Raw genomic sequence first — 14402 nt, 5'->3', positions numbered from 1 at the left:
TTCAAATTTTACGATAAATTTTCGATAGGCCAGAGAAAAATAAAACCTTTAAAAAGACCCCCATATCGTCAAAAATCTTTTAAAATACAGATATATAAAGTGTTTGCAAAGATTGGCTCAAATCGTTTAGGACGCTATTGGTATATATTCTATTTTAAATTCTAATCAAGTCCCAGTTTTTGGACCCAAATCAAATACCACCGCGCGCAGCAGATTGTGGTTTCTATAGGATCAATCTTGAAGATCGGTTTTTGACCACCCCATTAATCCTGCCGATACAATAAACTTCATTACCTCACTAGATTTGGCATCCAAACTTTTGATATTAGCCTTGGGAACAATAAATAGTTCTCCCGAGAAATTATAGGAATGTGGGAAATAAACGGCTACCTTATCTGTTGCATCTAGAAAAGCTAGATTTTCCTCCGTAATAAAGCCCAGTTTTTCTAAGTCAGAATTTAAATTCACCTTTACCAATACAGGTTTGCTGAATTTTTTTTCCTTGCCAACAAAAGCAGAAAATAGATCATTGAAGGCCGAGTAAATAAAATTTAATAAGGGTATGCCATCAATTATTTTGGAAAAAACCTGTTTTAACGGCTTGGCTATGATTGTTTTTCCAATAAGCCCTACTACAATCAAAAAGACGATCAGTGTTAAAACACCCAGCCCCTGTATTTTAATATCAAAAAACTCAATGAGAAAATCTTGCAGTAATCCATCCATAAACGTAAAAACCGAATAGATAATATAAGCTGTAATACCTAATGGCGCTATATACAATAGTCCTTGTAAAAAATAGTTGATTAGCTTTTTCATGCTGGAATTTCCTTAATATTATGTGAATATAATTCTTAAGCAAAAATAATGGTTTTTAGTTAGGAATATATCATACATAGCAAAGGGTTCTCCTTTTCTTTTTTTCCAGTTCCATTCCCTCACTCATGAAGGCAACTCCCTATATTTAGGCTTGGTTTTACAATGCTCTTACACGACCGCATGCCCTATCATTCCGCACAGTACCTAGGCCAGTACGACCTTCTGATTAACTAAATATCGATGGTAAACTTGGTTAAAGTATATTGGCATTTTCTATAGCCAACTGTTTGTTTAAAAAACACTTAAATATATTAATTCACAGTGTTTTAAGAAACTATTTGCAATAAAAACACAGGAGTAGCCTCGTTTTGGACACCCCCCTTTTTTAAAAGGTAACCAGACTCAGCTATAAAATTATAAAGTAGTATTATTGCTCTAGAATCGTTATTCCTTATTTTGGATCATTTTTACACACTCAAATTAATAATATTTAAACTCAACATGTTAAAAAAAGTACCCTTATTTGTTGTATTGGTCCTTGGTCTTTCATTTTCGTTGAAAGCGCAAAAGAAGGTAAAAGTCTATAATTTGGAAACCTATGGTGTATTGCCAGATAACGGACAAAACACCGCTCCCTTATTACAAGAGGCGCTAAAAAAAATTAAAAGTGAAATTGTCAATACTGAGCCTGTTGTTATTAAGTTCAAAAAAGGGCGGTACGATTTTCATCCTGATGGAGCTCTAAAAAGAGAATACTATATCTCCAATCATGACCAAGACAATCCTAAGACCGTAGGGATTGAACTAGAAACCCTAAAGAATGTCACTATTGATGGGAATGGTTCGGAACTGATGTTTCACGGACGCATGCTTCCCATAGCGCTGATCGGTAACAGCAATGTAAGCCTGAAAGACTTAAGGATCGACTTTGAAAAGCCACAAATAACTCAAGTTAAAATTGTGGAAAACGATACCGTGGCAGGAAGTATTGTTTTCGAAACCGCTCCTTGGGTTTCTTATACCATTAAGGACAGTACCTTTTATAGTACCGGCGAGGGTTGGGAAATGCATCCTATAGCGGGAATGGCCTTTGAAAAAACAACCAAACGAATTGTGTACAACAGCGGTGATATTGCCGTTGGAACAAGAAACGTAAGTGAATTGGCTCCTGGCCTAATCAAAGCACACCATTGGAAAAACAGTAAACTGATCCCGGGGACAGTGGTTACTATGAGAAGTTATTACCGTCCTACACCAGGTATTTTTGTCCATAAAGGGAAAGATATAGGTTTTGAAAATGTAAAGGTTCATTACGCTGAAGGAATGGGACTCTTAGCCCAGTTAACCGAAAACATATATTTGGACGGATTTGAGGTGGCTCTAAGAGGCAAGGACGACCCTAGATACTTTACTACCCAGGCAGATGCGACACATTTTTCTGCATGCAAAGGCGAGATAGTATCCAAAAACGGACTCTATGAAGGAATGATGGATGATGCGATCAATATTCATGGTACCTATCTTAAAATCATGGAGAAAATTGATTCTAAAACTGTTGTAGCGAAATATATGCATGGACAGGCTTACGGGTTTGATTGGGGGTATAAAGGAGATGCTGTACAATTTGTAAAGTCAAAAACAATGGAACTTTGGGACCATCAGAACACCATCGTATCCATAGAACCAGTACGTTCAGATAAAAATGAGCCAATTAAAGAGTTCAAAATTCAATTTAAGAAGAAACTGGGGAATGAGATTGATCCCGCGAATTTTGATATCGGGATTGAGAACCTTACTTGGACAGCTTCGGTAATTTTTACAGGGAATACTATTCGAAACAACAGGGCACGAGGAGCCTTGTTTAGCACCCCAAAACCTACCCTGATAGCCAATAACCTATTCGATCATACTTCTGGGTGTGCCATCCTCCTTTGCGGCGATGCCAATGGTTGGTACGAGACCGGATCGTGTAGAGATGTCACTATCCGCGATAATAAATTTGTCAATGCCCTTACGAGTATGTATCAGTTTACTTCTGCTGTCATCTCCATTTATCCAGAGATTCCGGACCTACAAGGGCAAACAAAGTACTTTCACTCGGGCATTCGTATAGAGAATAATGAATTTGAGACTTTCGATAATCCTATACTGTACGCTAAATCGGTAGATGGGTTGATTTTTAAAAACAATGAGATAAACACTAATAACGAATACCCTGCATTTCATTCGAATAAGCAAACCATTCTTTTTGAACGAGTGCAGAATGCGGAGGTAAGCGATAATAAAGTGGATGGGGAAAAAGCAGCCCTCCACAATTAAAACCCCATAGTTACTAAAGACAATCGAACACCTAACTTTTTGGGATGCTTCTAATAAGGATTCCCATTTGTTGGGTGTTCCCCTATCGGGTCGCTCTTTCCGCTGTATCTTTTTTAGCCCGCCAAGCGCACTAAAAAAGGATGCCGCTGCAATAGGACCGCACGGAAAATACAACGACTTGCATTTGTAGGAAGGGGCCATCTGGCGGATTGGCCTTGGCTTGATCATTTTTAAATTAACAATTCATATTAATGACCAGTAATAGGTAACTAGTTATGGAGTTATCCTGTTTTTAAACTTAAGTTCTTAGTAAGATATCTCTTGCCGGTACGAGGGTGACGCTCGCACTAGCGTTGAATTCCTTTTATTTTCACAAATCGTCACATTAATCCAATTGGTACATTTTCTAATGGATACATGGCTACATTAATCCCGCGTTAGGGATCGCAGCGGCATCCCCGTAGCGTAGCAAGGGATACAGCGAAGAGCCCGACCGCCGCAGGGGGAACGCCCAAAAAAGCCATATCAAATACTCCCGAAAACCCAATTGTATTCTTGTCGTAGGTCCTAACAAAATTGTAGTTCGGCCATTTAGCCTATTTCTTATGTAATAAAGGTTACATTGGGTTCGGGTGACTTTCATTATTTTTATATCAAACACCAAAAGGACATGATGGATATAAAGCAATTTGAATATAAACCTTTAGCGCATTATTCGTACGCCATAGTGAGCGATGGTAAAATGGCGGTGATAGACCCGGAACGCGACCCAAAGCAATATTACGACTACGCCAAGGCCAAGAATGCAACCATAGTAGCGATCATAGAAACGCATCCGCATGCCGATTTTGTGAGTTCTCATTTGGAAATCCACCAAAAAACTGGCGCTACCATTTATAATAGTGAGAAACTGGGTGCCGATTATCCGCATACTTCCTTTGACGATAACGATCATATCATCCTTGGGAAAATCAGGCTATCGGCCATTAACACCCCTGGGCATTCTCCCGATAGCATTACGGTGGTGGCTACAGAAGGAGAAAAAACCGCCTTATTTACCGGCGACACGCTGTTTATAGGAGATGTTGGCCGTCCAGATTTGCGCGAAAAGGCAGGGAATACCACCGCAAAACGCCTAGAGCTTGCCGAGATGATGTTCCATACCATTCAGACTAAATTTACGGCCCTGCCAGATGATGCCCTAGTTTACCCTGCCCATGGCGCCGGCTCCTTATGTGGCAAGAATCTGAGCGAGGCAAATAGCAGCACTTTGGGCAATGAACGCATGGGGAATTGGGCTTTTAAGGAAAATTCAAAACAAGATTTTATAAATACGCTCCTCGATAGCCAACCTTTTATCCCTTCCTATTTTGGGTATGATGTAGACCTCAACAAATCTGGCGCCCCCAATTTGATTCCCGCCTTGGAAGAGGTGCCTTTTAATGCTCGAACCGAGGCTAGCGGATTAATCGTTGATATAAGAGCTAAAGAGGACTTTAAAAAAGGTTATTTAAAAGGGAGCATTAATATTCAGGCGGTGTCAGAGGAGGATAAATTTGAAACTTGGCTGGGAGCCATCATTATGCCAAAAGAAGCGTTTACCCTAGTGATAGACCAGGCAAAAAACCGGTATAAATTATTACACCGCGTGGCAAAAATCGGCTATGAAAAACAACTGAAACAAGTTATCACTCTGGCCGATGGAAATTTAGAAAAGTCGGCAACCCTAGATCTGGCTGACTTTAGAAAGCATCCGGAGAAGTACACCATTGTAGACATCCGAAACAAGAGCGAAGTGGAGGAAGGTAAAATTTTTAAGAGTGCCATTTCCCATCCCTTGAATGAACTCCGTACTACCGCCCAGGATATTCCAACAGACAGACCTATTGTGGTGCATTGTGCCGGTGGCTACCGAAGTGCGGCCGGAAGCAGTGTGCTACAGCAAATACTCACCGGACCTATTATTTACGATCTGAGTGATGATGTGAAGGGGTTTATACAAAAATAGCGGGGCAAGCCCCGCTATTTTTGTATTCTTACATTTTATAAAACAGTATCTAACTACTCTACTTCGTCCTCTGATAAAACTTCTTCCTTAGGAGTTTCTGTTTTTTCGATGACGTTAAATTTTTCTAACTGCTCTTCTTCTCCTGTAAAATACGGGAATACATCCATAATAGGCGATTCGGCGATCGCAGGAATAGTATAGTCACCTGTAGTGCCTTTCATAGCGTCTATGGTATTGTCATAAGCCTCTTTAACATCATTGGCCTGTACCAACATATAAATATTGGTTTTTCTTTCCTTTCCGCTGTTTTCATCATAGGCGATTAAAGCTATTTTTGACTTAAACCAACGATCGGAATTTTCAACCGCATGCACCTCCGATAAATTGGAGACTTTTATATTGGTGATCATAAATTCTTCGCTAGTATAGGCCGCCATCTCTTGGTTAATTCTCGTTTCGGCCTCTGTATACGATATCGCATCTAACAAATAGGTCTCTGTAGCTACTTTTTGTTCTCCAGTTTCCTGTGTTTTTCTATATTTTACCTTGCACTCGTACCACGTTACGCTCATATCTTTTTTTTAGTATGCCAAATATAAATTATTAAGAAAAAGATAGCCCTTAATCTTGAGAATAGATATTCACAATTTGGTTTGGAGCCGTGATTCATGAATATTTTAATAGGTTTTTCACTATATTCGGTGGTTTATCCGAGCCCTCATCATTTTTAAAAACCCCTAAATATGTCAAAGACTTATTTTAAAATAACGGCTACTAGCCTATTCCTTTTTCTATTCCTAGTATCGTGTACAGAACAAAAATCGTCTATTGAGCCGCCAAAAGTGGTGGGCATACCGCCACAGAACGCCTACACCGGACTTGTTATGCTCGATGATGGAGAAATAAGACACTATGGTCCGGACCTATACATTACCACCAAGGACCAAGGGGTGTCATGGGACACCATTGCCGTTGCAGACGGAAATTTATATGGCAAAAAAGACCCGCTTAGCGGGGAATATATCCGTGTTTTTGCCGGAAAAGACGATGCCGTTTTTGCCGTTCGCTCTATAGGGGGTATTGATGGAGAATGGACAAAAAACCAAATTGACAACAACGGGGCTATTATGATTAAACCAGTAGTATTCATAAAAAACGGAAAAAGGGCCATCGCAGCTTTTCACACCTTGCACCGCAATGGCAGTGGTACTTATTATTCTGATGATGGGGGCATTAATTGGAAAAAATCGAACCAGGTAAATTCGCCTCCACACCAGGCCCATGGCATTCATAAAGGGCAACGATGGAACCACGGGGGCGTAGAGCCCTCTGTGGTAGAACTCCAAGATGGCCGCCTTTGGATGCTGATCCGTACCGCCCAGGACAACCTATACGAATCCTTTTCGGAGGACAGTGGCGAATCTTGGTCGACAGCAGTACCATCGAGATTCTACGGTACTATAACCATGGCTACCATTCAAAGGCTACAAAACGGAAGCTTGCTGCTTCTTTGGAACAACACCACTCCCCTACCAGAAGTAGAACATGACGGTGGCTACTGGGAAGATGTTTTTACAAACCGCGATGCCCTGCATGCCGCCATTTCTGATGATGATGGACAAACATGGAGCGGGTTTAGGGAAATATACCTCAACCCTTTGCGCAATGATAGCCTTATGGCCACCCGTTTTGGTGAAATGGGCAGCAATGACCGCAGTGTGCAACAAACCGAATTTGTAGAATTAAATAAGAACAAAATTCTTATCTCCTTGGGCCAACACCCCAAGTTTAGAAAATTGTTGACCTTGGACCTAAATTGGCTCAGAGAAAAAGAGCGTTACGACGATTTTGCTGATGGACTTGCGCATTGGTCCCACCACAGCTACATAAAAGGCATCAAAGGGCACTGCGCGTATGACCGAAAACCAGGTGCTCTTTTAATACCCCACCCCAACAAAGATGCTGGTCAGGTCATGCATTTGAAAACCAAAAAGGACACTAGCCTAGTATCCCAACAAAGGGGAGCCTTATTTAATTTTCCGGCCGGACAGAAAGGGGAAATAGTATCTCGCATTAAAATAAACAAAGGCTTTAAAGGGATGTTGATCAGTTTGCACGACCGATGGTTTAACCCGACCGATACGACCTCCCACCACTTTGCCATGTATAATTTTAAATTAGAAGAAAACCAAGCAACACCAGATACTTGGCAGATCCTGAGGTTGGAATGGGATAATACCGATACCCAAAAGCCTGGATACTGCAGTGTCTATATTGATGACAAAAAACTGGACCCCTCGATACCTTTGCAGAACAACACCATCAACGGAATCAGTTATATTAAATTTTCACTGCCTGCAGAAAAGGACGATAACGAAGGGGTCTTGATAGAATCTATAAAAACAATTGTTGATTAAGGTAGTATTTATAACAGTAAGCAATAAGCCAGACCGAAAACTGGTGGCAAATACAAATGAAGACTAGCAAATTACTTATTAAATACAATCCTCCTCCCAAACAAAAAATGTCCTTTTAATACAAGAATTGGAGATAAATGTATAATACAGGATTTCCACATTGGAAGTAGCTTTGCCAAAAAATTTAGTACATAATGGTTGTTACTGACATACTACAAGCAAAATGCCCCAAATGCGGGAAAGGAAACATTTTTGATTCAAAGGGAAATGCCTTATTGTTTAAAATGCCCGTTATGGACAAAAGATGCAAGGAATGCGACTATAAGTTTGAAGTAGAACCAGGATTTTTCTTTGGGGCCATGTTCGTAAGTTACGCCTTGGCTTGTGCACAAATGATAGCTTCCTTGGTCATAACTTGGGGAATTCTTGAAATCCCCGTCATCTATATGTTTTTGTGTGTTGTTCTGATGGCCTTTTTTACCAGTGCCTTAAACTTCAGGCTTTCCAGGTCTATTTGGATTTACATGTTTTATAAAGATCGCTAAGGAAAATCGAGGACAATTGGTATTGTTGAGAATATTAATAGCTACTGGTCGGCCTTCATTAATGTAAGCCTCCTACCTCAACCCCATTATTTATACTGCTTTCAATTTCCCTTATCAATTGTTTTTTTATTACTCGCTCTAATAAGGATAAGTCTAATGGATCTCTATAAACTTTGGATCCCTACTACCTTAAAACCTATTACCTATATTAGAGATCTACAATAACAAGCCATAGAAATGTAAGGCTGCCATTAGCAAAAAAAAAGCCCTGACCCTAACACCTTAGTAAGATGTTTTGGTCAGGGCCTAATTCAAAAGCTTTTAAAAAAGTTTACTCAAAGAAAACTGCCGATGCTAGCGGCTGGTGCGTTTGCTCGGGAGCGGCAAAAGTTGCGGAGAGCTCCCCTCCTCCTCCACCCTGGTGGAATACCAAGGTTAGTTGATGGTAGCCGGGTTTAAGAGCTATCATCCCAGCCCTTTTCTGAGCGGCATGGTTACCACCATTGTCTACAACTAGGGTATCGCCTATATATAGTAAGCTACCATCATCAGAGGTCGTAGAGAATTCATAAATCCCTTCTGTTTCTGCCTTAAAATAGCCTTGAAAGACCATGGATATATGTTCTTTCCCCTCATATTCGCCCATATCCGCGGTTGCCACTGTTTTAAAGGTAGCCTCGGCCGGCACGTTTACCTCTTCTACAACTTTGAACTGATTTTCGGCCGCCCAACGCTGAAATCCAGCCTTATTTGGGGTTACCTCATCTGCCGAACGCCACTGTTGCCTGTCTATTTTAGCCTCATATACATCGCCCCATATTCTTCCATTATAGGCCCTGGCCAGCATTTTAGCACTTTCTTTTGCCCAAAAAGCTCCTGTGTATGGAATAGATTTCTCGGTAGGCTGGGTTCCGTCGAGGGTGTAGTAAATTTTTGCGTCCTTGAGATCTATATCTAGGGCCACTTGTATACTATCGACAAAAGCATACGTCTTGTTCATCCCGTTGATCGGTGGAATATAATAATGGATGCCCATGACGTCCATACGCTTGTAATGCTGTTGTACCTTTTCTAGGAAACCGTCAAGATTCTTTTGACCTTTAGGCTGCCATGCGGTTTCGGCAAGTGCCAACATTCGAGGAAAGGTCTGCAACTGTAGCCTTTGGAAATTAGGGATCATTTCTGACCATAGGTTGGCTTGCACCCCAAGAACGTGTTTTTCCTGAACGGCCGTAAAATCTTCTGGTACCGGCTCGTAGTTATACACCTTCTCTAGCGGTGTTGCCTCGTTGGTAAAATCGAAATAATATTCAAAATCCGGACAAATAATCATGTCATTACCGTTGTCGGCTGCCTTATAACGTGCTTCCGGTGCCCAGTTACGCCACCACATCATAGTAGCATCTTCGGTAAGTCCACCTTCTACAATTTCGTCCCACCCCAACAATCGTTTTCCTTTGGTATGCAAGAAACTTTCTAGGTTTCGGTTAAAATGCGCCTGCAACTCGTGCTCGTCCTTTAATTTATGGGTACTGATGGTTTTCTGACATTTTGGACACTGTTTCCATTCGCTAATATTCACCTCGTCTCCCCCAATATGGATATATGGGCTTGGGAACAACTCCGCTACTTCAGAAAGAATGTTTTCTACGAATTCATAGGTCTCGTCCTGACCGAGACAGGCAGGGATAGAAAAGGTTTCTCCCCACCCAGCTTCTCCCTTACAAGCTAAGTAAGGATAATTGTCAATGGCCGCTTTAAAGTGCCCGGGCATGTCTATTTCCGGAATTACGGTAATATAACGATCGGCTGCATAGGCGACAATTTCTTTAATTTGTGCTTGCGTAAAAAAGCCTCCGTACATGCGCTGCCCATCTATTTGATGGTAATTCTTTTCTGCGATCTTAAAGGTCTCATTTTCCTTCGCTTTTTCAATACATGCTCTATCATGGCTGCTTTCTATTCGCCATGCCCCTTTCTCGGTCAGCAAAGGATATTTTTTTATTTCAATACGCCATCCCTGATCATCGGTCAGGTGCATATGGTAAGTATTCAGCTTGTATAAGGCCATATAATCCATAAACTCCTTCACCTCATCAATAGTAAAGAAATGGCGGCTAAAATCCATTTCCATACCACGCCAGCCAAATCGTGGCTTATCGGCAATAGTCACCGCTGGTACCATCCAAGGGGAATCTACCTTAATCTTGCTTTCAATCTGAGGAGGCAATAGCTGACGCAAAGTTTGCACCCCGTAGAACCATCCTTCACCACTTGAAGCCGTTATAACAATGCTGTTTGAATTTACAGTAAGCTCATAAGCCTCCTTTTCTAATTCGGCCTTCTCTTCAAAGCGGATGACATTATTAGAAGCTTCGGTCGCTTCAGCTAATTGAAACCCTGCTGCCTTTTCCAAAAGCCCCTGAAGGTAGTTAGCGGCTTTTTCCTGCTCTCTATTGGTTACAACCAACTGAGTAGCGGCCGTAATTTGAAAGGATTCCTTTTTTAATTCCATCCCCAGCGGTTGTGGTATTAAATGGACTTCTTCTGGCTGAAGGGGTTTCTGGCCGCAGGCAGACAGAAATATGGCCAAAGCCAGTAAAGTAAAACTTCTGATTTTCATTTATTTAATTTATAATTTACAAACGATTAAAAAAGCTAGCAAATATGGGCTTTTTTTAGGTTTTTCAGAAATCCTAGGCAAGGTTTTATGCCACCTTCCTATAGATGATTGTATTAATATTGTTTGGGGATAACTGATCTTGTTAAGAGACCCGCTAATGGCATAAAATAACTAAACTAGGTTGTCGAAGACCTGTTTCCAGAGAAAACGTCGTCCTTATGGTTCCTTATCAATACAAAAAATGAATATAAGTAGTTTCACATCTCATTAATCAACATATTCTATCATAAACAAAACTAAAAAAGTAAGAAAATATTTATATGACCCCTTATATTCGCTTCATTCAAAGGAAGCGTGCTTATATTAAAGCAACCAACATATACTTTTAAAAACTTCATAGAAATGAAACTTTATCATTCCATATTAGAATTTCTATACCAAAACCGTGAAAAAGGATTCTTAGGAATTACCCATATCTGCTTGAACCCAAACCTAGCGACCCAAGTAGCCAAAGAAATGAAAGAAGAAGGGGTTATCGAATTAAGGCAACGAAGATTTGGTGGAGAAAACAGAACCTTCAATTTTATGTCCCCACCGAGACTGGCCATAACACCTCTCGGCATTAAAAAATATAAATCTTTTTATTTATTGAATTAATCAAAGCCTTTGGGACACCAAACATTTACCTTAAACCTCTCTTGGCTTTAGAAACTGACCCCCATTTACCGTGGCTTTTTCGGATCACGTCAAAACCCGTAAAATATCGTCCTTACCTCCGGGAATTCCATATTCCTACAACTCTTTTCATATTACTATGGGCGTTCCCTCCTTCGTCGGGCGGGCTCTTGGCTATATCCCTTGCGTTGCTGCGGGGATGCCGCCGCCATCCCTAACGCGTTCAAAGTAGCAATTGGGGCGGTTTTCTACATTGAGAATCTGATCATTTTTTAATCAACCTCAACTCGTCCTAGGATTAGCGCTTTAATCGCATTTAACCCTAAGATTTTCCTTACTTTATATGCTTGTTAATCGCTATTTTGGGCAACTATAAGGTCAATTTTTCTAAGCCACTCCTATTAGGAGCATTGGCAATGACCGTTGTTTCCTGTAAATCCGAAATAAAGCAAACCGCAGCAATAGACACTATACCGGGTATAAACCTGAGCCTTATGGACACTGCCGTGAGCCTAAGGACGATTTCTTCAGGTATGTAAACGGAAAAGGGCTACACAACCATTGGTTAATATCAATGCGTTCTACGACGCATTTAATATCAAGGAAGGTGATGCTATGTATCTGGCGCCAGAGCAACGTATTAAGATTTGATAATTCTAAACAACTTTAAACAAGGAAACCAGCTTGCCCTAAAAACACAAGCTCCTTTTGTATAAAAAAAGCATCTCTTTTCCCCTAAAAGCCTTATACTATCTTAATTTTATTAACTTCTTTCCTGTACGATTTATTTTACTATACCCTACCTTTCCTGCCCTTTCTTACATTTTACCCTCCTCGTCCTCATAAAGTTTATACTCCGCATAAAGCTTCACTAAAGCCGAGATAGACCAAGCCTGTTGTATACACCCTTTTCCCTTACCAGGGTTTAAACCATCAAAAATCTCCGAAATACAATGCAGCCCGTCGCAATGGTAAAAATGGTCTTTTAAAAGATTTAATTCCTTCAATACCCTATTTCGGTTTTTTTTAGAATTACCGTAAATCCTAAAAAAACAATGATAATACTCATAAAGAAGAAATGGCCAAACGGTTCCCTGGTGATAGGAATGGTCGCGCGACCATTGACCTCCAGTATACTGTCCTTTAAAATTAGGATTCTCAACATCTAGTGTGCGTAGTCCAAATGGGGTATACAATTTTTTTCGAACGGCATCGAAAACTGTCTTTTGTTGATCGCGATCTAATAAAGGAAAAGGCAGACTTATGGCGAAGAGCTGATTTGGACGAAAACTATTATCGTAAGATTCACCAGGGATGATCACATCGTATAAGGTTCCTTCTTCGGTCGTGAACATCTTTGGGAAATTCGATTCCAACTTCCCAATAAGGTCCTTGTATTTTTGGGCGACTGTTATCTGAAGTTCCTTGCAAAAACACAGATATATTTTCAAGGCATTATACCAAAGGGCATTCACCTCAACCGGACAACCAGACCGTGGCGTTATCACTTTTTCGTCCACCAGGGCATCCATCCATGTCAGCTGCACGCCCTCCTGCCCTCCGTACAAAAACCCTTCTTCCGTAACATGGATATTGTATCGAGTTCCCTGTATGTGTCGCTCTAAGACCTCTTCTAGCGCCTTTAAGTGCTTTTTCACGAACCCAATATCCCCAAACTTTATAAAGTACTCGTAAACCGCTATAAACAACCAAAAAGTGGCGTCCATGGCATTGTAATGAGGTGCAACATCAGTATGATCGGGAAAACGATCGGGAATCATCCCGCTGTCTAATTCTTTAAAAAAAGTCGTTAATATAGATTTTGAAACCCCTTTTCGTCCCGTTGCAATGGTAAGGCCCCTCATTGCGATCATGGAGTCGCGTCCCCAATCTGCAAACCAATGGTACCCGGCAATGATCGATGTGCTTTGCGTAGATTCTCGATGTACCAAAAACTGATCTCCAGCCCGTAAAAGGTCGTTATAAAAAACAGTGTTCGATTTCGAGGGCTTTCGGGAGGCAGCACGCACCTGTAAGCTCCATAGATTTTCAAGGGAATTTTGAGGATCATTATCATCAAGGGAAAAACTTAGTAGCAGTTCTTCATTGGGATTTAGTTCCTCTTTCAAATATCCAATATGGTAATAATCGCTATAACAACTAAGTCCGCGTTGCTGCGATTTTGGCAAATGAATATTCTTGTACCAGCTGCGATCTTCAACAAAGACTCCAGACGTCCAACTCGTAAATAAAGCGGGACTGTTTTTAGCGGCATAGGTTTTTAAGCGTGCTGGAGAAAATTCCGTGTAAAAATCAAAGGGACTGCTTTCCCGAAATATCGCGTGATAGTCCGAATAAACATACAAAGGGTGAACTTCTAAAACAAAGCTTTCCCTGCCCGTGTTTTTATAATGTACCAAGGTAGTATTACTGCCAGTCACCATACTGATGCTTTTCTCTATTTGCCAATCCTGGTCTCCATATCGCCAATGGGGCAAAGGCTTCACCTTAAACTCGCTCATAAAATCAATCCCGTGAGGATAAATAACACCTGGATAAAAATTAGTGGAGAGCAGTGTGCTTTTGCCATTGATCACTATAGTTTCCTCTACTTTCCCTACCAATATCTTTCGCATGGTAGGAGGTGTTAATGATGCCACTAACAACCCATGGTAGTGCCTAGTATTGGCATTGCTTACCGTACTGGAAGCATACCCTCCAAGCCCATTGGTCACCAACCACTCCTTTTCAAACAATTCATTCATAGTAGCAGTGTTTTTAAATTTTAACAGCAATTTAGATCGATCAACCATTTTAACAAAATCCTTAAATCGCCAGGCACAATTACCATGAAAATACTTCTGATTTAAGATAGGAACTTTAGCCCAATAAACGCTGTTTCTTCCTATAAAGTTCAGGCAACACAATAACGTCATGACACTTTTTATGGCCTCAGTATCGCTATCAACTACCTTCAAAACCCCTAAGACAATACA

General features: G+C 40.8%; 9 protein-coding genes and 1 pseudogene. 6 read left to right on the top strand and 4 right to left on the bottom strand.

Annotated features, from left to right (window positions below; all coding sequences use genetic code 11):
* Positions 1–231: 231 nt before the first annotated feature.
* On the bottom strand, positions 232–819 hold the full coding sequence (locus tag BUA16_RS14395; protein WP_072765451.1) for a DUF502 domain-containing protein: 588 nt from the start codon (positions 817–819) through the stop codon (positions 232–234).
* A gap of 501 nt (positions 820–1320) precedes the next feature.
* Here BUA16_RS14395 and BUA16_RS14390 point away from each other — a divergent pair.
* Both BUA16_RS14390 and BUA16_RS14385 read left to right on the top strand, forming a co-directional pair.
* Entirely contained in the window at positions 1321–3138 is a 1818-nt protein-coding gene (locus BUA16_RS14390) for a right-handed parallel beta-helix repeat-containing protein (RefSeq protein WP_072765450.1), read from the top strand.
* Between the two features lie 673 nt (positions 3139–3811).
* Complete coding sequence (locus BUA16_RS14385) at positions 3812–5146, top strand: MBL fold metallo-hydrolase (RefSeq protein ID WP_072765458.1); 1335 nt, start codon at positions 3812–3814, stop codon at positions 5144–5146.
* A gap of 53 nt (positions 5147–5199) precedes the next feature.
* On the opposite strand, the gene BUA16_RS14380 is transcribed toward BUA16_RS14385, so the two are convergent.
* On the bottom strand, positions 5200–5718 hold the full coding sequence (locus BUA16_RS14380; protein ID WP_072765449.1) for a DUF4494 domain-containing protein: 519 nt from the start codon (positions 5716–5718) through the stop codon (positions 5200–5202).
* Positions 5719–5889: 171 nt separating this feature from the next.
* On the opposite strand from BUA16_RS14380, the gene BUA16_RS14375 reads away from it, so the two are divergent.
* The gene (locus BUA16_RS14375) at positions 5890–7563 is read left to right on the top strand and encodes a sialidase family protein (RefSeq protein ID WP_072765448.1); all 1674 of its coding nucleotides are present in this window, start codon (positions 5890–5892) and stop codon (positions 7561–7563) included.
* A 293-nt stretch (positions 7564–7856) separates the two neighbouring features.
* The gene (locus BUA16_RS14370) at positions 7857–8108 is read left to right on the top strand and encodes a DUF983 domain-containing protein (protein WP_245795574.1); all 252 of its coding nucleotides are present in this window, start codon (positions 7857–7859) and stop codon (positions 8106–8108) included.
* A 331-nt stretch (positions 8109–8439) separates the two neighbouring features.
* Here the strand turns inward: BUA16_RS14370 and BUA16_RS14365 are convergent, their stop codons facing one another.
* On the bottom strand, positions 8440–10731 hold the full coding sequence (locus tag BUA16_RS14365) for a family 20 glycosylhydrolase (protein WP_072765446.1): 2292 nt from the start codon (positions 10729–10731) through the stop codon (positions 8440–8442).
* Positions 10732–11133: 402 nt separating this feature from the next.
* Between BUA16_RS14365 and BUA16_RS14360 the strand changes: the two genes are divergently transcribed.
* Together BUA16_RS14360 and BUA16_RS19085 are read left to right on the top strand one after the other, a co-directional pair.
* Positions 11134–11388: a hypothetical protein gene (locus BUA16_RS14360; protein WP_072765445.1), complete on the top strand. Its 255-nt coding sequence runs from the start codon at positions 11134–11136 to the stop codon at positions 11386–11388.
* Positions 11389–11952: 564 nt separating this feature from the next.
* Positions 11953–12057: pseudogene (locus BUA16_RS19085) on the top strand (M13-type metalloendopeptidase); the annotation flags it as partial.
* 167 nt (positions 12058–12224) lie between these two features.
* Here the strand turns inward: BUA16_RS19085 and BUA16_RS14350 are convergent.
* Complete coding sequence (locus BUA16_RS14350) at positions 12225–14171, bottom strand: amylo-alpha-1,6-glucosidase (protein ID WP_072765457.1); 1947 nt, start codon at positions 14169–14171, stop codon at positions 12225–12227.
* Positions 14172–14402 lie beyond the last annotated feature (231 nt).

The sequence above is a fragment of the Arenibacter nanhaiticus genome, from assembly GCF_900141935.1.
In the GTDB taxonomy this organism is placed as follows: domain Bacteria; phylum Bacteroidota; class Bacteroidia; order Flavobacteriales; family Flavobacteriaceae; genus Arenibacter; species Arenibacter nanhaiticus.
This window is presented reverse-complemented; position numbering and strand designations above follow the sequence as displayed.

Coding starts and splice junctions, on each gene's coding strand:
- BUA16_RS14370 (WP_245795574.1), top strand. CDS start 7,857: ATGGACAAAAGATGCAAGGAATGCGACTATAAGTTTGAAGTAGAACCA.
- BUA16_RS14390 (WP_072765450.1), top strand. CDS start 1,321: ATGTTAAAAAAAGTACCCTTATTTGTTGTATTGGTCCTTGGTCTTTCA.
- BUA16_RS14360 (WP_072765445.1), top strand. CDS start 11,134: ATGAAACTTTATCATTCCATATTAGAATTTCTATACCAAAACCGTGAA.
- BUA16_RS14365 (WP_072765446.1), bottom strand. CDS start 10,731: ATGAAAATCAGAAGTTTTACTTTACTGGCTTTGGCCATATTTCTGTCT.
- BUA16_RS14350 (WP_072765457.1), bottom strand. CDS start 14,171: ATGAATGAATTGTTTGAAAAGGAGTGGTTGGTGACCAATGGGCTTGGA.
- BUA16_RS14385 (WP_072765458.1), top strand. CDS start 3,812: ATGGATATAAAGCAATTTGAATATAAACCTTTAGCGCATTATTCGTAC.
- BUA16_RS14375 (WP_072765448.1), top strand. CDS start 5,890: ATGTCAAAGACTTATTTTAAAATAACGGCTACTAGCCTATTCCTTTTT.
- BUA16_RS14380 (WP_072765449.1), bottom strand. CDS start 5,718: ATGAGCGTAACGTGGTACGAGTGCAAGGTAAAATATAGAAAAACACAG.
- BUA16_RS14395 (WP_072765451.1), bottom strand. CDS start 819: ATGAAAAAGCTAATCAACTATTTTTTACAAGGACTATTGTATATAGCG.